General features: G+C 49.2%; 21 protein-coding genes. 8 read left to right on the top strand and 13 right to left on the bottom strand.

What is annotated here, in order from left to right; translation table 11 throughout:
• Positions 1-25: 25 nt before the first annotated feature.
• The 6 genes from EA408_06640 to recG all read right to left on the bottom strand — a co-directional run bounded on the left by EA408_06640 (position 26) and on the right by recG (position 7,061).
• Entirely contained in the window at positions 26-1,066 is a 1,041-nt protein-coding gene (locus EA408_06640; protein ID TVR72611.1) for an RnfABCDGE type electron transport complex subunit G, read from the bottom strand.
• On the bottom strand, positions 1,059-2,060 hold the full coding sequence (locus tag EA408_06645; protein ID TVR72612.1) for an RnfABCDGE type electron transport complex subunit D: 1,002 nt from the start codon (positions 2,058-2,060) through the stop codon (positions 1,059-1,061). The genes EA408_06640 and EA408_06645 overlap by 8 nt, the downstream gene beginning before the upstream one ends.
• Entirely contained in the window at positions 2,060-3,391 is a 1,332-nt protein-coding gene (gene rsxC, locus EA408_06650) for an electron transport complex subunit RsxC (GenBank protein TVR72613.1), read from the bottom strand. The genes EA408_06645 and rsxC overlap by 1 nt, the downstream gene beginning before the upstream one ends.
• Positions 3,392-3,463: 72 nt before the next feature.
• Positions 3,464-4,318, bottom strand: a complete 855-nt coding sequence (locus EA408_06655; GenBank protein TVR72614.1) for a 4Fe-4S dicluster domain-containing protein — start codon at positions 4,316-4,318, stop codon at positions 3,464-3,466.
• Positions 4,315-4,746 carry a hypothetical protein gene (locus tag EA408_06660; protein ID TVR72615.1) on the bottom strand — a complete coding sequence of 144 codons (432 nt, stop codon included), beginning with the start codon at positions 4,744-4,746 and terminating at the stop codon, positions 4,315-4,317. Before EA408_06660 ends, EA408_06655 begins: the two co-directional genes overlap by 4 nt.
• A 206-nt stretch (positions 4,747-4,952) precedes the next feature.
• Positions 4,953-7,061, bottom strand: a complete 2,109-nt coding sequence (gene recG / locus EA408_06665; protein TVR72616.1) for an ATP-dependent DNA helicase RecG — start codon at positions 7,059-7,061, stop codon at positions 4,953-4,955.
• Between the two features lie 51 nt (positions 7,062-7,112).
• On the opposite strand from recG, the gene EA408_06670 reads away from it, so the two are divergent.
• From EA408_06670 to EA408_06685, 4 genes are all read left to right on the top strand, one after another.
• Positions 7,113-7,967: a class I SAM-dependent methyltransferase gene (locus EA408_06670; GenBank protein TVR72617.1), complete on the top strand. Its 855-nt coding sequence runs from the start codon at positions 7,113-7,115 to the stop codon at positions 7,965-7,967.
• Positions 7,968-8,121: 154 nt separating this feature from the next.
• Positions 8,122-8,853 (top strand): ABC transporter ATP-binding protein, encoded by a 732-nt coding sequence (locus EA408_06675; protein ID TVR72618.1) that lies wholly within the window; start codon positions 8,122-8,124, stop codon positions 8,851-8,853.
• Positions 8,850-9,398, top strand: a complete 549-nt coding sequence (locus EA408_06680) for a cob(I)yrinic acid a,c-diamide adenosyltransferase (protein TVR72619.1) — start codon at positions 8,850-8,852, stop codon at positions 9,396-9,398. Before EA408_06675 ends, EA408_06680 begins: the two co-directional genes overlap by 4 nt.
• A gap of 66 nt (positions 9,399-9,464) precedes the next feature.
• Positions 9,465-9,686, top strand: coding sequence for a DUF2795 domain-containing protein (locus tag EA408_06685; GenBank protein ID TVR72620.1), 222 nt, complete (start codon positions 9,465-9,467; stop codon positions 9,684-9,686).
• Between the two features lie 2 nt (positions 9,687-9,688).
• Here the strand turns inward: EA408_06685 and EA408_06690 are convergent, their stop codons facing one another.
• From EA408_06690 to guaB, 5 genes are read right to left on the bottom strand one after another with little or no spacing between them, the layout of a single operon-like run.
• Positions 9,689-11,413: a hypothetical protein gene (locus tag EA408_06690; protein TVR72621.1), complete on the bottom strand. Its 1,725-nt coding sequence runs from the start codon at positions 11,411-11,413 to the stop codon at positions 9,689-9,691.
• A 10-nt stretch (positions 11,414-11,423) separates the two neighbouring features.
• On the bottom strand, positions 11,424-12,794 hold the full coding sequence (locus tag EA408_06695; GenBank protein ID TVR72622.1) for a peptidylprolyl isomerase: 1,371 nt from the start codon (positions 12,792-12,794) through the stop codon (positions 11,424-11,426).
• Between the two features lie 5 nt (positions 12,795-12,799).
• Positions 12,800-13,639: a hypothetical protein gene (locus EA408_06700; protein TVR72623.1), complete on the bottom strand. Its 840-nt coding sequence runs from the start codon at positions 13,637-13,639 to the stop codon at positions 12,800-12,802.
• Between the two features lie 39 nt (positions 13,640-13,678).
• Positions 13,679-15,841, bottom strand: a complete 2,163-nt coding sequence (locus tag EA408_06705) for a hypothetical protein (GenBank protein TVR72624.1) — start codon at positions 15,839-15,841, stop codon at positions 13,679-13,681.
• Between the two features lie 21 nt (positions 15,842-15,862).
• Entirely contained in the window at positions 15,863-17,329 is a 1,467-nt protein-coding gene (gene guaB / locus EA408_06710; GenBank protein TVR72625.1) for an IMP dehydrogenase, read from the bottom strand.
• A 134-nt stretch (positions 17,330-17,463) separates the two neighbouring features.
• On the opposite strand from guaB, the gene EA408_06715 reads away from it, so the two are divergent.
• The 4 genes from EA408_06715 (at position 17,464) to EA408_06730 (ending at position 21,970) form a co-directional block, all read left to right on the top strand.
• Complete coding sequence (locus EA408_06715) at positions 17,464-19,311, top strand: RecQ family ATP-dependent DNA helicase (protein TVR72638.1); 1,848 nt, start codon at positions 17,464-17,466, stop codon at positions 19,309-19,311.
• Between the two features lie 71 nt (positions 19,312-19,382).
• Positions 19,383-20,081 (top strand): DUF5063 domain-containing protein, encoded by a 699-nt coding sequence (locus EA408_06720; GenBank protein TVR72626.1) that lies wholly within the window; start codon positions 19,383-19,385, stop codon positions 20,079-20,081.
• Positions 20,062-20,652 carry a 3'-5' exonuclease domain-containing protein 2 gene (locus tag EA408_06725; GenBank protein TVR72627.1) on the top strand — a complete coding sequence of 197 codons (591 nt, stop codon included), beginning with the start codon at positions 20,062-20,064 and terminating at the stop codon, positions 20,650-20,652. Before EA408_06720 ends, EA408_06725 begins: the two co-directional genes overlap by 20 nt.
• A gap of 88 nt (positions 20,653-20,740) precedes the next feature.
• Positions 20,741-21,970 (top strand): class I SAM-dependent rRNA methyltransferase, encoded by a 1,230-nt coding sequence (locus EA408_06730; GenBank protein ID TVR72628.1) that lies wholly within the window; start codon positions 20,741-20,743, stop codon positions 21,968-21,970.
• Positions 21,971-22,096: 126 nt separating this feature from the next.
• Here the strand turns inward: EA408_06730 and yaaA are convergent, their stop codons facing one another.
• Both yaaA and EA408_06740 read right to left on the bottom strand, forming a co-directional pair.
• Positions 22,097-22,861, bottom strand: a complete 765-nt coding sequence (gene yaaA, locus EA408_06735; protein ID TVR72629.1) for a peroxide stress protein YaaA — start codon at positions 22,859-22,861, stop codon at positions 22,097-22,099.
• A gap of 160 nt (positions 22,862-23,021) precedes the next feature.
• Positions 23,022-26,834: a DUF4981 domain-containing protein gene (locus EA408_06740; GenBank protein ID TVR72630.1), complete on the bottom strand. Its 3,813-nt coding sequence runs from the start codon at positions 26,832-26,834 to the stop codon at positions 23,022-23,024.

Below are 26,834 nucleotides of genomic sequence, written 5' to 3' on the forward strand. Positions count from 1 at the left end.
TTGCGGTCTGATATTCAGGGCGCAATCAGTTCCCGGCCTTCCGGAAAATATCCCATGCGCTGCGCACTGCCTCACAATAAGCGTTTGCGGTAACTGTCGCACCGCTTATACCGTCTATTATACCCCCTTCTTCCTTAAGCCTTACATTATCCTCGCCGGGGTTCAGTCCGATGAACTGTTTATAGAAATCCGACCTTGCATTCTCTATCAGGTCGCCGTAACCCGGTGTCTCTTCGTGTCCGAGCACCTCTATGCCGGTGATCACCCCTTCACTGTCGAACCCAACCATCAGCCTTATCGGGCCTATATATCCTGCTTCTGAGAGTATATCAACTGCCAGTCCGGTATACCTCCTTCCCCTTCTTCCGGGGAACACGGTATATTCATTTCCATTTACCACTACCCGGTACTCTTCCTGGAGTGGATTGTTGGTAAAGTCTTCCAGAACCCTTTCAACCGCATCCTCCCGGGCAGGGAGCTCGTATGAGACATCGGCGTCCTTGTCGATGTAGAGGTCATATGCCAGCTGCACAGCCTCACAGTAGGCCCGGGAGCTGATGGTGGTAGCTGTTATACCGTCAACGTCGCCTCCGTCCTGCCTGAGCCGCAGGCGAAAGTCTTCAGGCTTCTGTCCCTCAAACTGGGCGCTGAAATCAGATTTGTCGCTCTCCATCTTATCACCAAGTCCGGGAGTCTCTTTATGCTCGAGTACTTCTATCCCGTGAATCGTGCCGTCAGGAAGCAGTCCCACCATCAATTTGATCGTCCCGCTGAAACCCCTGTTCGTAAATGTTTCAATGGCAGTGCCCACCAGTTCACCGTCCTTTTTGGCAGGGTAGAACACCAGCTCTCCTCCTGCCGCCGCAATTGTATATTGCTCTTCGGTGGGGCTGTTGTCAAAATCAGGCACCACAGCCCTGATGGCATTGTTTTTCCTGGCTGCCCTGGCCGCTTCTATAGGTTCTTTTGTAAGTTCATAAATGAATCCCAGTGAGGCTGAAGCAACAAGGGTTATTGTAAGCAGCGCCAGCACCATATTGAAGAAGGTGGATTCTCTTTTAGCCATTTTTTACCTCCTCTCCAAATCTATTGGGTTTGACATATTTATTTATCAGGGGAACAAACGAGTTCATTATCAGGATCGCAAATGATATACCCTCGGGGTATGCTCCGTAAACCCTTATAGCAACGGTTATTACCCCGATACCTATGCCGAATATCCACATCCCTTTTGGTGTCATCGGCGAAGTAGCATAGTCGGTTGCCATGTAAACCGCCCCCAGGACAAGTCCCCCGGTTATAAGATGAAACAAAGGATCGGCATTATCGTAGGGGTTTATCAGCCAGAGGATACCAGTAAAAAGGAATACCGTAAGGAATATTGATACAGGTATGTGCCATGTAATGATTTTCCTGGTTAACATAAATATACCTCCTGCCAGTAATGCAAGGGCCGATATCTCACCCATACTGCCGTGGAGATGTCCTATGAAAAGATCAAGGTATCCGGGTATCTGCTCAGCAAGCCGTGACATGGGCACCCCTGCTGCAAGCCCCTCCTTTATCACTGCCAGCGGGGTTGCTCCCGTTGCGGCATCAGCATACTGCAATCGTGATACGATAGGCTCGGGCCAGCTTGTCATCTGCACAGGGAAAGAGATAAAGAGGAAAACACGGCCTACCAGGGCGGGATTGAAAGGATTATTGCCAAGTCCCCCGAAAGACATTTTTCCCACCCCGATTGCCACCAGGGCGCCAATGACGATTATCCACCACGGCATGTTGGTAGGCAGGTTCATGGCCAGGAGCACCCCCGTAACCGCTGCCGAACCATCGCTAACAGTTGGTTCGGTCTTCATCATGTATTTCTGTATCAGGTATTCAAACATCACACATGAAACGACAGATATTGAGGTTACTATAAGAGCTCCGATCCCGAAAAAATAGACCGAGACGAGGAATGCCGGTATCAGAGCATATATTACCCCGTACATCAGCTTTTTTACGTTATCATCCCCGTATACATGCGGGGACGGAGAGACGGTAATAAGTTTGTCCATTACTGTTTCCTTGATCTGATAATTTTACTTACAGTTGATTTGCCTAGCCTAATATAGTCGAGAAGCGGTCTTCCCGAGGGACATATATAGCTGCACGAGCCGCATTCCATACAATCCAGTATTCTCTCTTCTTCTGCAAGCTCCCACTTGCCGAATTCCGTGGCAGGCATAAGCAGGTGAGGTTCCAGTCCCATAGGACAAACTGTAATGCATTTTGCGCAGCGCATGCAGTTAACTACCGGTTTTCGGGCAGCTTTGTCCGCAGGAATTAGAAGAATGCCAGATGTGCCTTTTGTAACGGGTACTTCGAGGCTGTTTAGTGCCTTGCCCATCATTGGCCCTCCGTTCACCACCTTGCCTGTGTTATCGGGAAGTCCCCCTGCGGCATCGATCAGGGTTCTGACCGGTGTCCCTATCCTGACCAGAAAATTGGAGGGCTCTTTCATATCCCTGCCGGTTACGGTAACAACCCTTTCTATCAGTGGCTTGTTTTTCTGAACTGCCTCATATACTGCAACGGCGGTACCTACATTATGAACCACTGTCCCAACATCCACCGGCAAACCACCAGACGGCACCTCCCTGTTGATAAGGGCTTTTATCAGCTGTTTTTCAGCACCCTGGGGGTATTTTATTTTGAGAGGCCTCACTTTGATACCCTCGTAATCTGCTGACAATTTACTGAGGTGCGCTATAGCATCGGGTTTGTTATTTTCAATTCCGATAAAGGCCCTGGTGACATTGAGTGCCTTCATCAGAAGCTGTATACCGACCATCAGTTCATCTCCCCTTTCCAGCATCAGCCTGTGGTCAGATGTAAGGCAGGGTTCACATTCCACCCCGTTTATGATCAGTATGTCGGCCTTCTTGCCTTTTGGCAAAGAAAGCTTTATGTGTGAGGGGAAGGTTGCCCCGCCGAGACCCACAATACCGGCATCAAGAGTCCGCCGCACAATTTCATCGGCTCCGGCGGTAATATTTTTTTTCAGGGTCTTGTCAGTATCAATACCATCTGCCCAGTCGTCATCAACTGCATCAATAACAACGGCGGTCCTTTTGTAGCCGCTGCTATCCGGTTCGCTGTCGATTTTCTTAACTGTTCCGGTAACTGAAGAATGAATGTTGGCCGAGACAAAGCCCTTACTTTGAGCTATCAGCTGACCGGTTTTTACCGTATCTCCTTTTTTAACCAGCGGTTCAGCAGGAGCGCCAATGTGCTGGGACAAGGGTATGACAACAGCTTCAGGAACCTTAAGGGTTTTGATGGGACTTCCGGCTGCAAACTTGTCCTCTGCCGGATGGACGCCGCCTTTGGGAAATGTTTGTATCACGTTTTTGACCTCCTGATATTTTTATTGGTTAAAACCTGTCGGCTCTTCATACTGATCTGTTATACAAAATGTTTATTCCTGAACCTGCGCCTCAGCTTTCTCTTTGCGCACCGGGAAATTGATCTCCAGTATTGCGCTGGTCGGGCATTCAGGTGCACATTTCCTGCAGAGTTTGCATTTAACAGGATCGATATATGCCAGGTTGTTTTCCATTGTTATTGCATCGAATTTGCATGCTTTTATGCATTTGCCGCAACCTATGCAGGCAACCTTGCAGCTTTTCCTGGCAACCCCGCCCTTTTCCTCGTTAATGCATGCCACGTATATCTTACGGTCCTTCTTATTCTTTTTTCTCAGCTCAATTATGTTGCGCGGGCATTCAACAACGCATGCATTGCATGCTGTACAGAGCTTATCAATGACCTCAGGCAGTCCCGTTTCAGGGTTCATATAAATTGCATCGAACCGGCACACCTTTACACAATCACCAAGTCCGAGACAACCGTGGGGGCATCCTCCTTCGCCAGTATAAAGTGCTGATGCTATGCTGCATGCAGGAGCACCATCATAAAGATTTGTCCTGGGCCGGTATTCGGGTGTGCCTGCGCACCTGGAAACTGCCACAAGGGGTTCAGGATCAGCTATCTCCTTGCCCAGTATTACAGATATTCTGGCCATTTCCTCGCTGCTGCTTACCGGGCATTTAAGGCCTGATATATCGTCGGCTTTTACCAGTGCTTCGGCGAATGCCCTGCATCCTGGCAGTCCGCATCCACCACAGTTGGCAGCCGGCAGCTCCTCCTCAACCAGGTCAATGCGCGGGTCCTCTACGACATTGAACTTTTTTGCCACCAGGAAGAGAATAATGGCGGCAGCCGCTCCCATGGCGCTGACCGTAATGATTGAATAAATTACTATATCGCTCATAGTGTTACAGTTTTTTGCAACCTGAAAGAAAACTCCCTTTTCAGCCTGTTCCTGAAGAATGACATTCCCCCATACCACGGAACAAGCGAAAGCAGCGAGAGAATTCCCGCCAGCCCCTCATTTATATTAAAGGAAACGAGGGTTATCAGGACGGTCATTAATATCAGAAAAGGTACAATATATCCGAGTGCCAGTGCCTTTAATCCGTCGGACTGCTCAAGCACCACCGTGATCTTTTCACCGGTATGGTATTGTTCATCAGTAGGGGTAAGCACCTCAATGATCCTGTCCTCACTTTCACCTATTGAGCATGATCCCCTGGCACGGCATCCTGAGCAGGCGGCTTCAGGCTTTACCCTGACCTTAACAGTTTTACCGGTTATTTCACTGATTATTCCCGAATGCTTGATTGTTCCGGAGGAAGCCATTCAATATTCAATTTTCGAAAAATACAAAAATATTGATGTTTGGGGTTTAAAGATTGCTTTTTATCATGTTTTGGATTTAGGTTAAATAATTTAGATTTAATATTATTCTAAATAGCACACCTGATTCATGTAAGTAAGCGGCCTGAATAGCCGGGATCATGGTGTCAGGGGCTGCCCTGCAGGCAGTTATAAAGTTGCGGCTAAGATCAGCTTATTCTGCTCCACTCTTCCATTCCGGGGTTAAGTCTTCGCAGCTGTTTGATAAGGATACTATTGCCAGGTTTTTCCAGCATCGGATCATCTTCGGTAGTAATAACAGCCTGTTCTCTTGCATATTCAAGTATACGACTGTCCCTGCCAAGATGTGCTATCTTGAGATCGAAAGGGAAACCACTCTGCATCGTTCCCTCCATATCACCCGGACCTCTGAGCTTCATGTCGGCTTCAGCAATTTCAAAACCATCATTGGTGTCGACCATGGTTTTGATCCTCTGCTTTGCCTCATTGGACAGTTTGTGAGAGGTCATCAGTATGCAGTAGGACTGGTCGGCTCCACGGCCAACACGTCCCCTTAACTGGTGAAGCTGGGAAAGGCCGAACCTCTCGGCACTTTCAATTACCATTACCGAGGCATTGGGCACATCGACGCCCACCTCTATGACAGTAGTAGAGACCAGTATCTGTGCCCTGCCGGTAACAAACTGCTGCATCCCGATCTCCTTATCCTCACTTTTCATCCTTCCATGGACTATTGCCACCACGTAATCCGGGGGAGGGAATTCCCTGGAGATGCTTTCATACCCGTCTTCGAGGTCTTTGTAGTCCATTTTTTCCGATTCTTTGATCAACGGGTAGACGACGTATATCTGACGGCCGAGCGCTATCTGCTTTCGCATGAAGCCAAAAAGCCTTTCCCTCCGGTTATCATAATAGTTTGCAGTAATCACCGGTTTCCTTCCGGGCGGGAGTTCATCAATAACAGATACATCCAGATCGCCGTAAACAGTCATTGCCAGGGTGCGGGGTATAGGGGTGGCGGTCATTACCAAAACATGCGGGGGATGTATGTTCTTTTTCCAGATCCGTGCCCTTTGTGCCACCCCGAACCTGTGCTGCTCGTCAATAATTGCCAGTCCCAGTCCCCTGAACTGAACAGTTTCCTCTATCAGCGCATGGGTTCCCACAAGTATGTTGAGCTCACCTGAAAGAAGTTTTTCATTCAGTATTTTTCTCTCCTTTTTTACAGTCGACCCTGTCAGCAGCCCTATTTGCAAAGGTAGTCCTTCCAGGATCTTCTGCAGGGTAGTGAAATGCTGTGAGGCAAGGATCTCGGTCGGGGCCATAAGGGCGGACTGGTATCCGTTGTCTGCTGCTATAAGCATACTCATTACTGCAACCAGTGTTTTACCGCTTCCGACATCACCCTGCAGGAGCCTGTTCATCTGTTTCCCGGAGCCGGTGTCTCTTCTGATCTCCTTTAGCACCCTTTTCTGTGCTGAGGTAAGTTCAAAAGGGAGATGGTTATGGTAGAACCTGTTGAGCAGGTCACCTACCCTTGCGAAGGGAAGTCCCCGCACCTTCCCTGTTCTTGCAGCCTTCTGCCTTACAATGTTGAGCTGCAGGTAAAAAAGCTCTTCAAACTTAAGACGGGCTTCAGCTTTCTTAAGTTTTTCAACGCTCTGGGGAAAGTGAATATTGAGAAGAGCTTCGTTTATGCTCATCAGCCTGGTCTTTTCAAGCAGCTTCTCGGGCAAGGTCTCTTCAAGCTTCCCGTAAACAAGTCCCAGTAGCCTGTTTTGCATTTTGCTTATTACCCTTGATGTTATGAAGTTGTTCTTCAGTTTCTCACTCGTATTATAAAAAGACTGCAGGGCTGATCTCATCTGTTTTTCCTGCTTTTCGTGGTCTTCCATCTCGGGATGGACCAGGTTTACCTTGTTGTTGAATGTTGTTGGTTTACCGTACACCAGAAATTTTTTGCCCGGTCTTACACGGTCATTGACCCATCTCAGGCCCTTAAACCATACCAGTTCAAGCTGACCGGTACCGTCTGATAATACTGCAGTCAGCCTCTTGTTCCTCCCTGCTCCGGTGATACCTGAATGAACTATGGTGCCTTCCAGCTGGATGTAGGGCAGGTCTCCCGTTATCTGCGAAATCTTGTAAAACCTGGTTCTGTCAACATGTTTGTAGGGATAATAACTGATCAGGTCACCAAAAGTACTGATGCCCAGCTCGCTGTTCAGAAGTTCGGCGCGTCTGGGGCCAATGCCCTGCAGGAATTTTATGTCTTTGTCAAGAATATCGGACTGCATCGTTCAGGAGTGTTACGCGGGCATTTCGCCTTTTGTTTATCCGGAGCCGTTTTGAAGATAATATTTTATGCAATAAGCGTTAATTTCGCAATCATGTTTATGAAACAGATGGGTAAAATTAAACTTTTAATCAGATATTTTGTCTATTGGTTAAGGCGCAAGGGTGCTAAAGGGCACGGGATACATTCACCGTTTGTATACAGGTTCAACTTTAATATCCTCAATAGCAGCGGTAAATATCCTGAATATGCTGAACTGACCACGTACAGGCAGTCACTCATGGCTAACAGGCAGACCATAAAGGTGTGCGACATGGGTGCAGGCTCACGCGTTTTCTCGTCCGAGCACAGGCGCGTTTGTGATATTGCCAGGTTGAGCGGGAGCAGCATGCAAACGGGAAGGATGCTTTTCAGGCTTGCGAGGAGTTTCCCGGCGCCGGCAATTATTGAGCTGGGAACATCCCTTGGGTTTGGCACTTTATGCCTTGCAAAAGGCGCCCCCGGTGGGATAGTATACAGCATTGAAGGATGTGGCGGACAGCTTGGAGTGGCAAGGAGCGAGCTGGGCAAGAGGGAGGTTGGCAATGTCAGGCTCATTGAAGGGTCTTTTACCGGGAAACTTCCCGGAGTTCTTGATCTTGTTGAAAGGGCAGACCTTGTCTATTTTGACGGCGATCACCGTGAAGAGAGTTTACTCTGGCAGTACAAGGTTTGCAAGGCTAAAGCCGGGCAGGGAACAATATTTGTTATTGGCGACATACACTGGTCCCCCGGTATGGAGAAAGCCTGGAAAACGATATGCGGGGATCAGGATGTGAGCTGCACTATTGATCTGTTTTATAGCGGGCTGGTCTTATTCAGGGAGGGGATGGCGAAACAACATTACCTGCTGAGGTGTTCAGGGTAATTCAAAATAATTGTTAAACTCTTTTTGGTTACGCTTATTAGAATTATATTCGATGGATTTTTTACAGGCACATAAAATTAAAAGGGCCCATGCCCGTTATACGGATCACATTGTTCGCCACCGGACAGACCGGCGGATAAAAAAAATAGTTTAAATGGAAGATATTATTAACATCAGGGGGCTTGTCAAGAATTACAAGATCGGTACTATTGTGGTGCATGCCCTGCGCGCTGTTTCGGTCGATATAAAGAGAAACGAATATGTGGCCATCATGGGCCCCTCCGGTTCCGGAAAATCGACATTAATGAATATTATCGGCTGCCTGGATACACCCACAAGCGGACAGTATGTTCTGAACAATACCGATGTCAGTAAACTTGAGGATAATCAGCTTGCCGAGATACGGAATAAGGAGATAGGGTTTGTATTTCAGACCTTTAACCTGCTGCCCCGCTATACGGCATTTGAAAACGTAATGCTCCCGTTGGTCTATGCAGGCAAGTCCAAAACCGAAAGAGTTGCCAGGGCCGAAGAGGTTGTAGAACAGGTCGGACTGTCGGACAGGTCACATCACAAGCCGAATGAGCTCAGCGGCGGCCAGAGGCAGCGTGTGGCAGTTGCCAGGGCACTTGTAAACAACCCTTCTATAATACTTGCCGATGAACCAACAGGAAACCTTGACTCCAAAACTTCTGTCGACATAATGAACCTCTTTGACGATATACACAGGAAGGGAAATACCATTATTGTTGTTACCCACGAAGAGGACATAGCAAGACATGCGCATCGTATCATCAGGCTGCGGGACGGAGAAATAGAATCGGATACGATCAATGAGGATCCGGTAAAGCTTACTGTACGCGACGGTTCAATCAGTATGCAATGAAGATATATACAAAGACAGGAGATAAGGGTATTACTTCCCTTATCGGGGGAAAAAGGGTGCCAAAGTATGATGACCGGATAGAGGCTTATGGCAGCGTTGACGAGCTGATAGCCTGGACCGGACTGATACGTGACCACGAAGCAGCCTTTTCGGTACACGACCTGCTTGTTGAGGTGCAGGACAGGCTTATGACATGTGCATCAATACTTGCAGCTGATTGTGATGATTGTCCCAATGCCATTCCTTCGCTCTGTGAGGATGATATTGTAATTCTTGAAAAAGCCATCGATGAGATGGAGGATCAACTGGAACCTCTCTCTTCATTTATACTGCCGGGTGGACATACAGTGGTATCCTACTGTCATATTGCCCGCAATGTCTGCAGGCGCGCCGAGCGGAATGTTCTCCGACTTGATGCCGTTTATGCTGTTGACCGGTTTGTTATAAGATACCTGAACAGGTTGTCGGATTACTTTTTTGTCCTCTCCCGTAAGCTGGGCAAGGATTCCGGAGCAACAGAAATTCCCTGGGAGCCCCGGTTGTAGTTTTGATAATATTTTTTAAATTTGCACCACTTTACAAACAGGTATTGATTAATTCAAAGAGTTGTTATGTACTGGACGCTTGAACTGGCTTCAAAACTGGAAGATGCTCCCTGGCCGGCTACAAAGGATGAGTTGATCGATTATGCCATGAGGTCGGGAGCCCCGCTTGAGGTTATTGAGAATCTTCAGGAGATTGAAGATGAAGGTGAAATTTATGAAAGCATAGAGGATATCTGGCCGGATTATCCCAGTAAGGACGACTTCTTTTTTAATGAAGATGAGTACTGAACCTACCTCCTGAAAACATCTTCACTGTTTTGCGGTCTTATCTCTTCAAGCCACCGGAAACCCTGCAGAAACCTCTCCTCTCCCTGAAGCTCCTCCATCGGATGAAGCACTGATTCCACCTTGTTAAGGAACCTGATCCTGTCGGGTTTGTTCTCTTTCATAAATATTACCAGGCTTGCGCTCATCGCTTTGTTGATCCCTATGATATCGCCGTTGTCAGCCGGGTAATACAATGTTTCGGCGTTGCCGGTAACATTGACCCTGTAGAGCTCACCCTGACTGAAGAACCCGATAACATTGGTGCCCTTAATCTGGTTGAACAGTCCGTCATCCTCTTCAGAAACAATAAATGATGAGTTTGTCATCACAATATGGTCCACCTCATCGTTGCGGAGATATAACTCCATTTTGTTGGCAGACAGTTGGTTGACGTCAGACCACAGAACCGGGTCAACGAACATGTGGAAAACCGAATCACGCATGTTGTAATAAAGTGAATCGCATTTTCCCTGCATCTGGTTACTGAAGAACCTTACCCCGTAATATGCAACCAGAATCCGAACGGTGTCGCCGTTTTTTTCAGCTACTTCAGGGGCGGTTTCATCAGGATCGATCAGTTCGTCAGGATCGACCAGTTCATCAGGATCGACCGGTTCTTCAGGGGCGGTTTCATCAGGATCGACCGGTTCATCAGGATCGACCAGTTCATCGGGAGGGAGTTGTTCCCCGGGGGCAATTTGTTCCTCAGGCGGTTCCATCTCCTGTTCAGAAACCGCAGCCTGCAGCCAGGTGCGAAGGGTATCTGCATGCACGTAAATGGTATCATTGTCTGTCATCTGGATCAGAAGTGCCCTGCCTGTTACCAGCATCTCCTCCGGATCCCTGTTGAACCATGCATAGTGTCCCTTAACTATAAGGTTCTCGACAGTGTCGGTAATTTCAACATTCATGAAAGCCTCACCAAATCCTCTCCCGTTATCGAAAAAAATGCTGTCGCCCGCAAGGGTCTGGTTATTATTCCTTACCCGTGCATTCTTATTGAACTGGGAAATGTCGGTGATGGTATTATACCAGCCGTTTTCGCAGTATATATCGGTTTCGTCGCCGGTTATGGTTGTCGGGCCAACGAAATAGGCCACTTCGGTCTCGGTGTTGTACCTGAGTGTGTCAGACCTGATTATGTAGTCAGGATTTGTAATAGTTACATCGTCCCTGAAGAAGAACAGCTTCTCATCAGCGTAATAATATCCGCGACGGCTTTCAAGCCTGTTTTCGCCGCTTGTAACAATCCCCCTGTCGGGGTAGTACCCGTAATTCCTTTCCATGTCAAAATCGAGGCTCTCCGTTTCCAGGGTTGTCTCATGGTCCTTCAGGGTAACATTGCCCCGGATTTCGGCAAATCTCCTGTCGCCGTAGTATATAAGCTGATCGCCGTAAAGGTGCAAAGTGTCTCCCTGGTTTATGTGTACATTTCCGAAGGCATGCACGATACTTCTGGCCGAATACCGGTGGGCACTGTCACAACTCATATGGATCTCCTCATGGAGTAAACGCACATTTCCAATGAGGCGGATACCGTCGCTGTCCATTCCCCGGTAAGGAGCCTCCATGCTTTCAGCATTCAGAATTCTTATTTCTGCCGGTTTTTTCCTGTCTTCATGTTTGTTGGACAACGCAACCAGGAGGGGTGCGTGGCAGGCGATCAATAAAAGCAGGAGACGGTTCATGTGGTCTGGCTTATCTGCTGACCCAATCGCGGGATGAGAATTCGCAATTTCTGTAGGCCTCGTCAATCCTGATGTATGTTCGTGCCCTCCTCCCGTCTATCCACTCTTCAAGTACCCGGTTCATCTTATCATCCTCAGCCATTTCCCTGATAAATGCATAGTCCTCCCTCAGGTTTGCCTGGTGCGGTGCTGTCTGTGATTCCAGGTAAAGCAGCTTGTAGAAGGTCCTTCCCTGCCGGTCGCGCGATTCTATCGGGCCTGCAATCTCACCTATTTTCATATCCCGCACTGCGTCATACTGCACCGGGCTGAGCTGGTCAAGCTGGAACCTGGAGCCCCCGGTCTCCTGATTGATTACCAGTCCCCCGCTCATTTGCGTGTCTTTGTCACCGGTATGCATCATCGCTGCTACCCTGAATGTGGTGGTGTCGGTACGTATTACAGTGGCAAGACTGTCAAGGAAGGACCTTGCCTGTTGTCTTGCCTGGTCGGTAGCCTCCGGCCTCATAAGTATGTGCCTGACATTCACTTCATCGCCCCTGCGATCAATAAGCTGTACAATATGGAAACCGTATTCGGTCTCGAAAACAGGCGATACCCTGTCGTCACGCAGGGAGAAAGCTACATTTGCAAATTCGGGAGTCAGACGTGCCCTGGTCATATAACCCAGTTCGCCCCCTCTTCTTGCCGAACCCGGGTCCTGTGAATAGAGAACCGCCATTGTTGTAAAGCTTTCGCCGTCAATTATCCGCTGCCTGATCTCATTCAGGCGCTGTCTTACCCTGAAGTTCTCTGCCGCACTGAATTCGGGGTACCTGACTATCTGACGGATCTGAACCTCGGAAGGTATCATCGGTATCTGATCTTCGGGCAGGCTGTTGTAGAACCTCCTTACTTCTGCAGGTGACACACTTACATTTCCGATGATCTCCATTTGCATCTCCCTGGTAATGAGTTGATCGCGAATTATATCCCTGAAGTCCTCCCTTATCTCAAGTATGCTCTTGTTATAATAGTTCTCGAGAGCTTCCTCAGAGCCTATCTGCTGGATAAAGAACTGCAGCCTCCGGGTAAGCTCCATCTCTACCTCAGAATCGCTTACCTCAATTGAATCTATTATTGCCTGGTTTAGCAGCAGCTTTTGTACCAGGTGATTTTCAAGCATCTCGCAACGCGAATTTGCAGTTACGCTATAGCCCTGCGCCTGCAACTGGATAAGTTCGTTTTCAATATCTGACTGAAGTATGATGCTGCTACCGACAACGGCAACTATCCTGTCTACTATCCTTTCCTGTGCTGTTGCAGTAAAATGTTGAGTACTGAGCACGATAACCGAGGCAAGTGTAAATATTGATAAAATCTTTTTAATCATTATAACCATCTTTTTTAAAAATATTGAATAGCATTTTTGTTGATCCCTTCCGTAAACACACTTTTTTCAAGCTCATTTAAAAACTGCATCTTTCTCCTGTTTAGTATGATGCTTTTTATTTTTTGTGCTGCCAGTGAGATAGGCATCACACTTTTTGAAGGTTTATACTCAACGACACCCAAAAAATAATAGAAATTTTCATCTGTTGCTGTGAGGTACCCGGTGTTTGCCGTCAGTCCTCCGGCGTCAACTGATCCGGGAGGGAATTCCCGGACTATATCACCAGCATATATCCATATGTCCCTGAAATTGTAAAAAGTAACGCCATACCTGTTGCCGTAACTTTCCAGCTGCACCATATCATCGTCATATCCGAACATTTCAGATATCCTCTCCCTGTTTGGCGCATCGGAGAAGACCTTGATGAATACTCCCCTGATTGCCGGCCTGTCAAGAATAAAGTTGCTTCCAAATGAGTTATGGTACTCTTCTATCTCCCTCATGGTGATCATCGAGTCCAGTTTCTGGCCCAGAAGATGCCGCTGGTATTTATGAATCAGCAGGGATGCCCTGTAATCGGCAATCTGTTTGTCGAGGTTTTTTTCAGCAGGAGGGAGGTTTTCCTCCGCAAGCTTCAGGAAAAGCTGGTTGCGGATCCATTTGTCAATATAATTCATAGCCAGCTTTGCACTGTCGGCGGGACTGATATTGGCGGGAAAAATACCTGCCAGTTCGTGCCTGTAGAGATATTTATTATATACCCTTGCAACAGGGTCGCCCTTTTCGCCGGCGGTGCGGCCACATTTAGCAGCCAACGGTAAAAAAAGAAGCATGAACAGAAACAGCCTCTGCATATTAGGTTATTAATTATGTTGCTGAAACAGCGATTCTTTTCAGTATCTTCCTGTAATGTCTGATAAAACGTCTCTATGCACAGTAACATTGTATTTTTCGCGGAGCTTTTCAACCCATTTCTTTTCCAGGTGGTCCTGGAAGTCCGCTGTTATTGTGCCCCTGGCCTCTTCCAGCATTTTTGGTTCAGGTTCAATTATTTCGTGCACAAGCACAGTTTTGTACACATCTCCCTGATCAATGGTTTCAACAGCACCAGGTTCCCAGTTAACATTATCGGTAAGTTCGTTGTCTCCCCGGGAGAATATACCCCTTTCTGCTGTTACCACAGGTTCTTCTTCACCCCTGTTAAGCCTGTCTGTTACCCAGTTGTCATCCCTGCCGGCAAAGCGGAGACTTCGGCTGGCCCTTCTTGCCACCCTCCGTGCCGTCCGGCTGTCGGAGGCTGTGAATATGGTTGCAGAAACCCTGTGGTCCCACATGTATTCGTACCTGTTTTCATTGTGAAATGCCGCAAGTCCCGCACTGTCAGTCACCGTCCTCTGCCAGACCTCACGGTCGGTTATTTCAAACAACAGCATTCCGTCCTTATACTCCTGCATCAGGAAACGGAACTCGGGGTATCTCTGCTCGAGGTTTTCCTCTTCATGGCTTAGCAGCCATCTTCCGGAAAAATCATCAAAAAGAGAGAGAACATAGTCATCTATTGGCCATGGCTTTCGCTTATATGCGTTCCTGGAAATAAATTCTGCGAACTCGCGCTGGGTGACCCTCCTGTCTTTTACCGTGAAAAGTACACGGTCAAGTGAATATGAAGCAGGTACCTGCCAGTTGCCATCGAACACCCTGTCGTCAACAATATGGTAAAACTCCTCAAGGGCCTCATTATTCAATGAATAGTCCCATATATCCTTCAGCTTATCAACCAGGGATTCCCTTAAAAGCCTTGATCTTGCGTCAGGTGAGTTGCGTACTTTTTCGACAAGCTCATTGCGCGCTTCCTCCAGGGGTGGAATATCCCTTTTTTCTTCCAGCCTGATAATGTGCCAACCATAAGGTGTTCGCACCGGCTCGCTTATCTCTCCGGGCGTGTCAAGTGAAAAGGCAGCAGCCTCAAACTCAGGTATCAGTCTCCCGGCACCGAACCATGGCAGCCGGCCACCCTGTTGGGCAGTGTTCATATCACTTGAGTGTTCCCGTGCCAGTTCCCCGAACTGGTATCCCTCGCGCAACCGTTCGTATATCTCATTTATTTTCTTTCTGGCCTCATTCTCCTGGTACTCGTTGAAGCCGGCCATAATATGGGATACGAGGATCTCCCCCTGTGATTCACGAATATCGTTCACCCTTACAATGTGATAGCCGAAAGGTGTCCGAACCGGCATGCACAGTTCACCGGGTTCAGCATTATAAACAGCATTTTCAAACGGATATACCATTTGAAATACGGTGAAGTAACCCAGGTTGCCCGAGTTGGTCTTCGCTGAAGGGTCATCTGAGGTGGCCCTTGCAACCCTTTCGAAGCTTTCCCCTGCTTCTATCCGTTCTCTTATCTCCATGGCCTTTTCATATGCCATCAGGGTGTCTTCGGGACTGTAACCCGGATTAAGCCTTATGAGGATGTGACTGGCGTTGACATCATACTTCCATCTTTCCCATGCTTCTTTCACAAGCTCTTCTTCTTTCTCAGGATCTATCATATAGGGACGGGCAAGCTGCTTTCTGTATCCCCGGAGCTCTTCTTTGAAGGATTCTTCAAGATGAATGCCCTCCTCCCTGGCATGTGATACCTTAAGGTGGAAGTTTATGAAAAGGTCCAGGTACTCTTCAGCGGGCTGTGGTTCAGTAAGCTTGTTGTTTTTTTGCCACAGCCGGATGAACTCATTGTCAGTTATCTCCCTGTTGTCAATGACCATCAGGACCCTTTCTGACTTATCTGTCACGCTGAATTGCCGGCCGCCAGTTGTCCCCGGCTGCGAACCGTTTACCACACCGGCTTGCGGGTTTCCGGCCGAGAGTAACGGTGCCGGGATCATCAGCATTATTATTACAATTAATTCAATGAATGCCCTCTTTTTTGTTTCTGCACTGCCGACAGCAGGGCGGAAGAAGCTTTTTCCTTTGTTTTTGCTTATTATTGATAAATTTTCCATCAGGGAATAATTATTGTTTATTGTACATATTACCTGTCGACAAGCGACCATGGCAAAACCGGTCGTCTTGAATTATCTGCTGTAATTGGGTGCCTCACGGGTTATGGTTACTCCGTGGGGGTGACTCTCATTGAGGCCTGAGTTGGTTATCCTGACAAATTTTGCCTCTTTGAGTGTTTTGATATCCGGCGCACCGCAGTATCCCATCCCTGCCCTTAGTCCCCCGATAAGCTGATAGACAACCTCTGCCAGGGTTCCTTTGTATGGTATACGGGCAGAGATACCTTCAGGCACCAGCTTGCTCAGATCACTCTCCTGATCCTGGAAATAGCGGTCACGCGAGCCCTGCTGCATGGCCTCAATGGATCCCATTCCCCTGTAAGCCTTGAATTTACGGCCGTTATATATAATGGTCTCACCCGGGGATTCTTCGACACCTGCCAGCAGGGATCCGGCCATGATAGAATCGGCACCTGCAGCTATGGCCTTTACAATGTCACCCGAGTACCTTATACCTCCGTCTGCTATAACGGGTATGCCTGTTCCCTTAAGTGCCGCAGCGACCTCATAAACGGCAGTAAGCTGGGGGATGCCGACACCGGCGATCACCCTGGTGGTACATATCGATCCGGGGCCTATCCCCACCTTCACCCCGTCGGCACCCGCACCGGCAAGAGCCCTTGCCGCATCGGCCGTTCCAATATTGCCCACTACAATATCGATCTCTCCGGTGATTTTCTTCAACTCTTTCAGTAGCCCGAAAACTCCCGCCGTATGGCCGTGGGCAGTATCGATGACAATCGCATCCACTCCGTTTTCAAGCAGAGCTTCGGCCCTTTTAACCGAATCCTTTGCTACCCCTATGCCTGCAGCAACCCTGAGACGTCCCTTTTCATCCTTGCATGCCCGGGGATTGTCCTTTACCTTGGTAATGTCCTTGTAGGTCAGCAAACCAACAAGCTTGTTATCTTCGTCAATTACCGGCAGTTTTTCGATCCTGTACTGCTGAAGCAGATCGGTAGCTTTTTCAAGGTTTGCCTGGGTGGTGGTTATTATTTTATCCTTTGTCATGACCTCGCTTATAGGCCTGCTCATGTTGTCCTGAAAACGCAGGTCCCGGTTCGTAACAATTCCGATAAGCTTACCGTTATTTTCCACCACCGGTATCCCGCCAATTTTATAATCCTTCATGAGCTTCATGGCATCACCCACCGTGCTGGTCTTTTCAATGGTCACCGGGTCATAGATCATTCCGCTCTCAGCCCTTTTCACCACCTTAACATGCCTGGCCTGCTCCTTTATGGTCATGTTCTTATGGATGACACCCATGCCTCCCTGACGAGCTATCGCAATGGCAAGGGCTGATTCGGTAACCGTGTCCATGGCTGCCGATACGACTGGGGCGTTTATCCTGATGTTCCTGGAGAAAATTGAAGATATATCAACATCTTTGGGGAGCACCTGTGAATAAGCCGGTATAAGGAGTACATCGTCAAAGGTAAGGCCTTCGCCTTTAATCTTATCAGAAACGAATGACATATTGATAAATTTTGATTATTTTTAAATTGCGCTAAGTTACGAAAAATAAGTAGATGCAGGTAAATAATTCGTTTTAATTGGACACTTACAGCCAGATCCTGAACCGTTACTGGGGGCACCGTTCCTTCAAGCCGATGCAGCCGGAGATTATAGAGTCTGTGGCATCTGGCAGGGACACCCTGGCCCTTATGCCAACCGGAGGGGGTAAATCTGTTACCTTCCAGGTGCCGGCCCTTGCTGCTGATGGCATATGCATAGTAGTTACTCCATTGATCGCCCTTATGAGGGATCAGGTTGACAACCTGGTAAAGAGGGGCATCAAGGCACAGGCGGTATATTCGGGAATGAGCCGTGCAGAGATTGACATAGCACTTGATAACTGCGCATACGGCGATTACAAGTTCCTTTATGTTTCGCCCGAAAGGATAGGTTCGGAGTTATTCAGGGAGCGTGTCAAAAAGATGCGGGTGAATATCCTGGCAGTTGACGAGGCCCATTGCATTTCGCAATGGGGGTATGATTTCAGGCCAGCCTACCTGAAGATATCAGCACTCAGGGAGCTGTTGCCAGGGGTTCCGGTCCTTGCACTTACTGCTACTGCGACAGCCGGTGTGGTAGAAGATATACAGGAAAAGCTTTCCTTTTCATCCCCGAATGTCATCAGGACAAGTTTCGAAAGGGAAAACCTGCACTATCTTGTAGAAGTCACTGAAGATAAACACAGGAAACTGCTTGATTTCATCAGCAGGATACCCGGCAGCGGAATAGTCTACGCAAGGAACAGAAGAAAAACCTCTGAGCTGGCCAGATTCCTTTCCAACAACAAGGTGAAGGCGGACTATTACCATGCCGGTCTTGCCAGCGCTACTCGCACAGCACGGCAGAATGACTGGATGGAGGGGCGTACAAGGGTTATTGTTGCCACCAATGCTTTCGGCATGGGCATAGACAAGGCCGATGTAAGATTTGTTATCCATTTTGATATTCCCGACACACTGGAGGCCTGCTTCCAGGAGGCAGGCAGGGCAGGCAGGGACGGGAAAGTGGCCTTTGCCATTATGATGTACAATGATTCAGACCGTCTGAACGCCGACAAGAGGGTAGCCTTAAAATTTCCCGAAAGGGAAATTATAAGGCAGGTGTACCAGTCGCTCGGCAGTTACTTCCAGATCCCCTACGGCGGCGGAAAGGGTGCTGTTCTCGATTTCAATATATCTGATTTTGCATCAAGGTATAACCTTAACGTAATGACAGCCTGGTATTCACTTAAGGAGCTGGAGACCGAAGGCTACATCGAACTGACTGATGAGATAAACAGTCCCTCGAAGATCCATTTCATTGTCAGCAGGGATGAACTTTACCGGTTCCAGGTGGCAAATGCCGCATTTGACGGGTTCATCAAGCTTCTGCTGCGCACCTACTCGGGGGTCTTCTCGGGCTTTGCGGCGATAAATGAGGATTTCCTGGCGAAAAAAACAAGATCTGACAGGGATACTGTATACCAGTATCTTGTCAGGCTCAATAATCTGAATATCATTAAGTATATACCGCAAAGAAGGTCGCCTCTTATTATCATGAACACTGAGAGGCTTGACAGCAACTCTCTCTATATGTCCGCAAAGGCCTACAGGGAGAGAAGAGAGAGCTACCTTGCAAGACTAAGGTCAGTGATATCCTATGCATCCGGCAAAGGACAGTGCCGTAGCGTTATGCTGCTGGAATATTTTGGCGAGAAGGGGGCCCGGAAATGCGGCAACTGCGATATCTGCCGCGAGCCTGATGATACCGGTATTGACAGGGTCGAGTTTGACCTGATAGCAGCGGGCATAAGGGAGGTGATAAGACACGGCAGTGTAACTACCGGTGAACTTCCTTCAATGGTCGATTTTACGCCCGAAAAGACCATTACAGTCACAAGATGGCTCCTTGACAACGGAAAACTTACCAGTGGCGATGATGGTTTCCTGAGTTGGACAGGATAGCGGCCTGTCTCCTGAATAACTGTTACAGGGAGGTTTATACCATCTTTGATTCATGACATTTTGCCTGCCTTTTGCTGCCGGGGGTTTTATTTGAAAAATGTTTTACTAATTTTGCCGATTATCAGATCAATAGGCGGATTATGGAAATCAGCAGGGAAGAACTGGTCTATTCAAAGGCAGTGATTGAATTTGTTGCGGTGGCAGGAGAGTTTTGCAGCTTTCTGGAGCAGGCAGAAGGGTTTGCCAGGAGGGATTTGGCTGACAAGAGCCGCAAGATACTTCCCCTGCTCTATTACAAGGCCACCCTGATACCTCCTACAGAGCCTTTTTATGAGGAGGGTACAGAACGTTTCGTTACCGAGGAAGAGTGGGACACCATTCACAACAAAATCAGGTCCAGGCTGGGCCGGCATGATGACTATCCCGAGATCTTCGACCCCGTTGGGCGTGATACGGAAGACCGGGTGGGAGGCAGCATAGCCGAGAATATGGCAGATCTGTACCAGGATATGAAGGATTTTGTGATGGTATACCGCATGGGTACCCCCGAGATCATGAATGATGCACTATGGGAGTGCATGCAGCATTTCGACCAGAGCTGGGGCCAGAAGCTGCTGAATGCACTGCGGGCCCTTCACCACCTTATGCACGGTGGACATAACCTGGACGATGAAGATGATGGCCGGGAAGAGGATGAAGATCAAAGGAACACTAATAACTGGATATTTACCAAAAGGCAAAAACTCTGGAATGAGGATGACGACCAGTAATTCTCAACTGACTATAACAAACGATGAGATAAGGGAGTTGCCGCTTACCAGCTTCACGGGCGAGATAATAGTGGTCGACCATCCCGATGCTGTGCACCGGGCAGTTGACATGTTAAAGGGGACGGAGGTTCTGGGGTTTGATACCGAGACCAAACCTGCATTCAAAAAGGGGGTTGTGAACGGGGTTGCCCTGCTGCAGCTTGCCACGAAAGAACGGGCCTTTATCTTCCGTATAAACAGTACCGGCATTCCTGAGCCATTGCTTTCAATCCTTGCAAGCAGAAAAATAGTCAAGGCCGGGGCAGCCATCCGTGATGATATAATATCCCTTCAGAAGGTGTGCCGGTTCAGGCCTGCTGGATTTGTCGAGCTGCAGGATATGGTGAAGGATTATAATATTGCAGACACCGGCCTGAGAAAGATGGCAGCGATAGTGCTGGGAATCCAGATATCCAAAGCGCAGCAGGTCTCCAACTGGGAAAGGGAGAAGCTTACCGATGCCCAGCTTATCTATGCCGCCACTGATGCCTGGGCCTGCCATGAAATATACAGGAAGCTTGCCGGCAACTGACACTGACAGTCACAGTGATCAGTTCTGCCAGCATTCAGATGACATTACACCAGTCGGTGATTCACTTATCAGATCATAATTAAAAAAGATGCATAAGATAAAACTCAAACCGGGAAGGGAAGCTTCAGCAAAAAGATTTCATCCCTGGATATTTTCAGGTGCTGTACAAGATATAGAAGAAAACATCCCCAATGGCGATCCGGTTGCGGTATACTCAGCTGCCGGCGAGCTCCTTGGTACGGGCCATTATCACAATGGATCCATTGCGGTAAGGCTGTTTTCACGGATATTTGAGGATGCGGGGCCGGACCTTTGGAAACGCAAGTTTGAAGCAGCGCTGAAACTCCGTAAGGATGTGGGTCTGGCGGGTAGCGGCCGCACCAATGCCTACAGGCTTGTCAATGCCGAAGGTGACGGTATGCCAGGCCTCATAGTTGATTACTATAACGGGACAGCAGTGTTGCAGACTCATACAGCCGGGATGCACCGTGTAAAGGAGCAGCTTGCCGGCGCCCTGGTTTCGCTGATGGGAGATGAACTGAAAGCTGTCTATCACAGGGGGGTAAAGGTGCAGGCCGGGGAGGCTGCCGCTCAAGGCGGCAAGTCCGCCGAAAATGGCAGGGCAGGCAATACTCCACATGGGGGGCATCAGGCAGGTTATCTCCACGGCAGTAAAACAGACAGTGTTATCAGCGAACACGGTAATCAATTCATTGTTGACTGGGAGGGGGGACAGAAGACGGGGTTTTTCCTTGACCAGCGTGAGAACAGGCGGCTCCTCGAAGATTATTCCGGGGGACAAAGGGTCCTTAACCTGTTCGGGTATACAGGAGGTTTCTCGGTTTATGCATTGCGCGGAGGTGCCAGTGAGGCGGTAACGGTCGACAGCTCAGCAGCAGCTGTGAAGATGGCTGAACAGAATGTCCTCCTCAACTTTGAAAATGACCGCCGGCACAGTGCTGTTTGCGCCGATGTATTTGATTTTTTCAAAACCGGCAACGGGAAATATGATCTTGTTGTACTCGATCCGCCTGCATTTGCCAAGGGTATGCGTGCGGCCGGCAATGCTCTTCAGGCTTACCGCCGGGTCAATGCAAAAGCCATTGAAAGGGTGGCCCCCGGTGGTATGCTGTTCACCTTTTCATGCACACAGGTGATTTCAAGGGAGCAGTTCAGGCAGGCGGTCTATTCAGCCGCAACGTTATCGGGCCGTGATATAGTGATCCTCCATCAGCTTTCACAGCCGGCAGATCATCCTGTCAGCTTATATCACCCCGAAGGTGAATACCTGAAGGGGCTGGTGCTGAAGGTTTATTAGCGCGTGCAGCCTGATGATGAAACGGGCCATCATACCCTTTGGGCATCCTGATGATGAAACGGGCCATTATCCCTCTTGCCCTTTTTGCAGGCATGCCGATTGGCTGGTGGCGGCCGGCTCGGGTAATTACCTGGTAAACACCCATTCGCTGGCGGAGCTCATGTTATCGTCGTAACTGTACCCTGCTTCATTGAAAAGCTTAATCTCATCGGCTTTAACTATCCTTTTTTTGATAATGAAACGGGCCATCATACCCCTTGCCCTTTTTGCAAGCATGCCCATTACCTGGTAACGGCCGTTGCGGTATTCCTTAAAGACCGGGGTGATAACCTCACCTGTCAGCTTTTTGGTGTCCACTGCCCTGAAGTACTCCCGGCTCGCCAGGTTTATCAGTGTCTCCGGTCCGTGCTTTCCGAGGTCCTCATTGATTGCCGCAGTGATTGAAGGTGACCAGTATGCATAGAGATCACCTCCTGATGAGGTGGTAATCTTTGTCCCCATCTCCAGCCGGTATGGCTGGATGAGGTCGAGGGGGCGCAATATGCCGTAAAGACCCGACAGGATACGAAGGTGTTTCTGGGCAAAATCAATGTCTTCATCACTGAGGCTTCCGGCATCGAGCGACTGGTATACGTCGCCCATGAAAGCAAAGAGGGCCTGTTTGGCATCATCTATATCAAATGGATTCTTCCACCGCATGTAATGTTCAAAGGTGAAGTTTGCAATATCGTCACTCACGTTCATCAGAACAGCCAGATCGGTGGGTGAGAACTGCCTTATATCCTCAACCAGCGCAGCCGCTTTTTCGGTAAAACGTGGCTCGGTATGCCCCGGTATTCCGGATTTTGATTTGAAGTCCAGTCTTTTAGCCGGTGAGATTATCGTGATCATAATATTTCCTGCATTTTGTTTGATTTTATTTCATGCCTGTTATCCAACAATCCCGGCTGTAAATGGTTCAAAGCACGCAACCGGTACCGGGGCCCTGCATTTATGCGACGCCGGTACCGGCAGGATCAGGGGGTTATGCCGGACCGGCAGCGCCGTAAAATCAGTATTTATCATACAATGGCAGGAAGAAGAGTGAATAGCTGTATTCAGTTGGGTAAACCCTGTATCTTTCCCTGGCGGTTACAGGTGTGCATCCAACTCCAGTCACCCTGTGATCAATATTGAGCACAGGCTTTGTGCTTCTTTCCAGCTGGTAAGGATACCAGGCCGTTTCCAGGTTTGTATAAGGGTTAATGGCCACATTCATTGTTTCATCACCCCAGAAGGCAAATCCCCTCCCTTCCCCGTCAAGGATCTTACCCCACCTCACGCCAGTACGGTTATCGAAATCCTGGGGGATGATATAGGGTATCTCTATATCGGTTATGTTGACACTGTATAAACCGGTCTTTGCCCCTGTATGCCGGTCAGGATAAGTTTCGAACGGTCCCTTGCCGAACCATTCAAGATTTGTGACGGCAGGAGAGAGGGTTAATGAGAGGCCCATTTTCTGAAGCCATTCAATATGCCGGGGAGGATACACGGGTATCTGGATGCTTGGATTGACCGTGTGGTCAAGCTGTATCATCCCGTTGCTGCTCACCGTATAGAGAAAGCGGTTGTCAAACTTCATATCCCTTCTTACCATTGAATAGGATGTAACGTCATACCGTATGATCACCCTTTCGGCCGATTCTTCAATGATCTCATAATATTTCAGTTCGTGGACAAGCGAATCGAGGCCCCACCTGTATATCGAATCGAACTCGGCTATTCCCCAAATTGAAACCTCATTCATTATAGGGGTGCGGGATACGTTAAGCAGGGGGCCGCTCTCAATTAGCTGTTCACCCATGAATTTCAGGGATCTCATTTTGCCCTCACTGTTGCAGAAGGTATATTCAAATTCATCACCGGCCACGATCAGCAGATCACCGGAGGCCGTTAACCTGAGCGGGAGCGCACTGCTTCCTTCCCACTGCCTTGCCGGGGGGATCAGGAGCGGGTCAACCACCTGTGTGCGGTTCAGATGGAACTCCCCGAAGGCAACCTCATGGCCGGCCTTTGCCCATGGTGCATCTTCTCTCAGCCGCGCCGAAATGAAAAGGTCATAATAGTGCATGTCGTGATCGGCCGGCAGTCTGAAAGGGATAACGATATCTTCCTGTTCAAGGGGAGGGGTATCAAGGCCGAGACTGCCCTTTTCAATAGTGACCCCGTCGCGTTTTACCATCCATGTTGTTTCAAGCTCATCCAGTCCGGTGAAATGGTGCCTGTTGTGCACCCTTATCCGTTTGGAGGGCAGGTGCAGAGCTTCGAAATGCACCGGCTGGTGGCTTCGTTTTGCCTGCCAGGCCTCAGGTTCGGGTACCCGGTTGAAGGCTATGATGCCGTTCATCGATCCTGAACCGCTCATAGGGGTTGAGCCGTATGAATAGAAGGTGCCGGTTGTGTCGGTTTGCGCAAAATCGAGCCAGACCACCAGGTGGTCGTCAGCAGGAGCTGCATCACGGTTCCAGCCAAGCATGTCGGGGGATCTTGCAACACTGTGTATCCTCACGTCGTCAAATACCGAATTTGATATGTAGCCTGCCCAGTTCTCGTTGTTGATCATATGGTTCTTTCCCACGGTGAAAGGGTTCCTCACCCTCATGATACGTCCCGTTGCCGGCATTGAGCCAGCAAACTGACCGTTTATGAATATTCTCATCTCGCGGCCGTCGTAGGTTGCAGCAAGGTGGTGCCAGTTGTGGTTCCAGTTTGCCGGCAGTTCTGCCTGCAGCGAATGCCTGCGGTGGGTGTGCAGGGTGAATTCAACCCTTGAGGGGGATATCTGTGCGAGATCGAGAGCATAACCCTTCCCGATGAGGTTGTTATGGTTGACAAACCCGCGCGGGTATATCCACGTCTCCATGGTCACCTGGGTTCTCAGGTCCTGCGCCGGCGTGGGGGTTAGCTCAATGAAATCATCAAGTCCGCTCAATCCCACTGCCTTGTTGTTTTCTCCGCTGCGGCCGGGCAGGATTTCCGGATTTCCCATCAGCACTGCCTGGTGGCCGTAATTTGACCTGTCGGGTGTGGTAACCAGGTCAAACAGCACTCCCTGGTCCATCCAGTCCCATATAAAGCCTCCCTGCAGGCGCGGGTTGCTGTAAATCACTTCCCAGTATTCGTCAAAATGGCCAAGGGCGTTGCCCATGGCGTGAGAATATTCGCCCATTATCACCGGCCGCTGCGTAGTGTCGCCCACTGCTGCCAGTCCGGCAGGATGCGGGTACCTGGTACCCAGTATGTCGGCAAACGGGGCATCGCCGTTGGGGTGGTTGGACTGGTGCATTATGAACCTGGTGGGGTCCAGCTCACGGGCCCTTGCTGCCATCTCCCAGTGCGCCGGTGCAAGTCCGCATTCATTCCCGGTGCTCCATATTATAACGCTGGGATGGTTGCGGTCCCTTATCACGAACTTTTCCATACGGTCAACCATCGCTTTTTCCCAGCCGGGAACATTGGGCAGCCAGTTTTCACCCTGGTGGCACTCTACGTTAACCTCGTCGCAAACATAGAAGCCGTACTTATCGGTCAGCCGGTAAAAAGCCGGTGTGTTGGGATAATGGGCTGTCCGTATAGCATTTATGTTCAGTTTTTTCATCAGCTTCAGCTCCTCTTCAACAACCTTCATGTCCATTGTTCTCCCTTTATAGGGGCTGTGCTCGTGCCGGTTGACGCCTTTGAGCCTGACCGGAACACCATTGACATGAAGAATACCGTCAATGATTTCGACCTGCCTGAAGCCCACCTTGTGCTGTAATATTCCGAGGCTATTGCCGCCGGCATCTTCAAGTTTCAGGAGCAGGGTGTAGAGGTTGGGCTTTTCGGCCGACCATTGCCGGGGTGCCGGTACCTGGCGGGAGAGGACAATGCCGGCATTGCCTCCGGATTCAATCAGGCTTTGCCGTTCTGAGAAACTGGTTATCATATTTCCGGAATCATCGTACAGCTCCGCCTTCAGGGTCAGGTTGTGAACCTGTTCCTGTGACTGGTTGGTAAGCCAGGCTTCAATACTGAGGGTTGCATCCCTGTATCCGTTGTCAAAAAGAGTGGTTATAAAGAAGTCCCGCACGTGCACCTTTGGGGCCGACCACAGGTAAACCCTCCGGTATATTCCGTGGAACTTCCACATATCCTGGTTTTCAAGGTACGTTCCGTCGGCCCATCGCAGGACCCGCACAGCAACACTGTTGGTCCCGGGCAGCAGGAAACCTGTAATATCAAATTCGGCCGAGGTCATTGCTCCCTTGTTTGATCCTGCATACTCTCCGTTTATCCAAAGCTGGAAAAATGTCTTGACCCCTTCGAAATGGATCAGCACCCTTCTGCCGTCCCAGTGTTCGGGTACCTCAAAAGTCCGGTAATAAGATCCGGTGGGATTGAAATCCATGGGAACATTAGGTGGGTCATACGGCGAGAACTCCAGCGGTACGTTCCTGTAAAGGCTGTACCCGTAACCCTGCATCTGCCAGGTGCCGGGCACGGTTATCTCATCCCATTCGCTGTGGTCGAAAACCGGCAGGTAAAAACCGGCAGGGGCATCAAACGGACTCTTGTCCCACCTGAATTTCCATTTTCCGTCGAGCGTCCTGTAGTAGGGCGAGCTGTGCCATTCGCCGCTCAGGGCATCTTCATCATTATCGAAGATTACCATGGGAACATGGGCCGGCTCCTGGTATTCGCCCACAAAAGAGGGATTCATGATGTAACGTGACAGATCATTGTAATCCTGTCCGTTAGTTTCAGCCGGCATCAGGGTAAACGCCATAATGCATGCAGCCAGCGCTATGCCAGGAATGCACCTGATAATTGATAATGCCTTCAT

Source organism: Marinilabiliales bacterium (assembly GCA_007695015.1).
In the GTDB taxonomy this organism is placed as follows: Bacteria; Bacteroidota; Bacteroidia; order Bacteroidales; family PUMT01; genus PXAP01.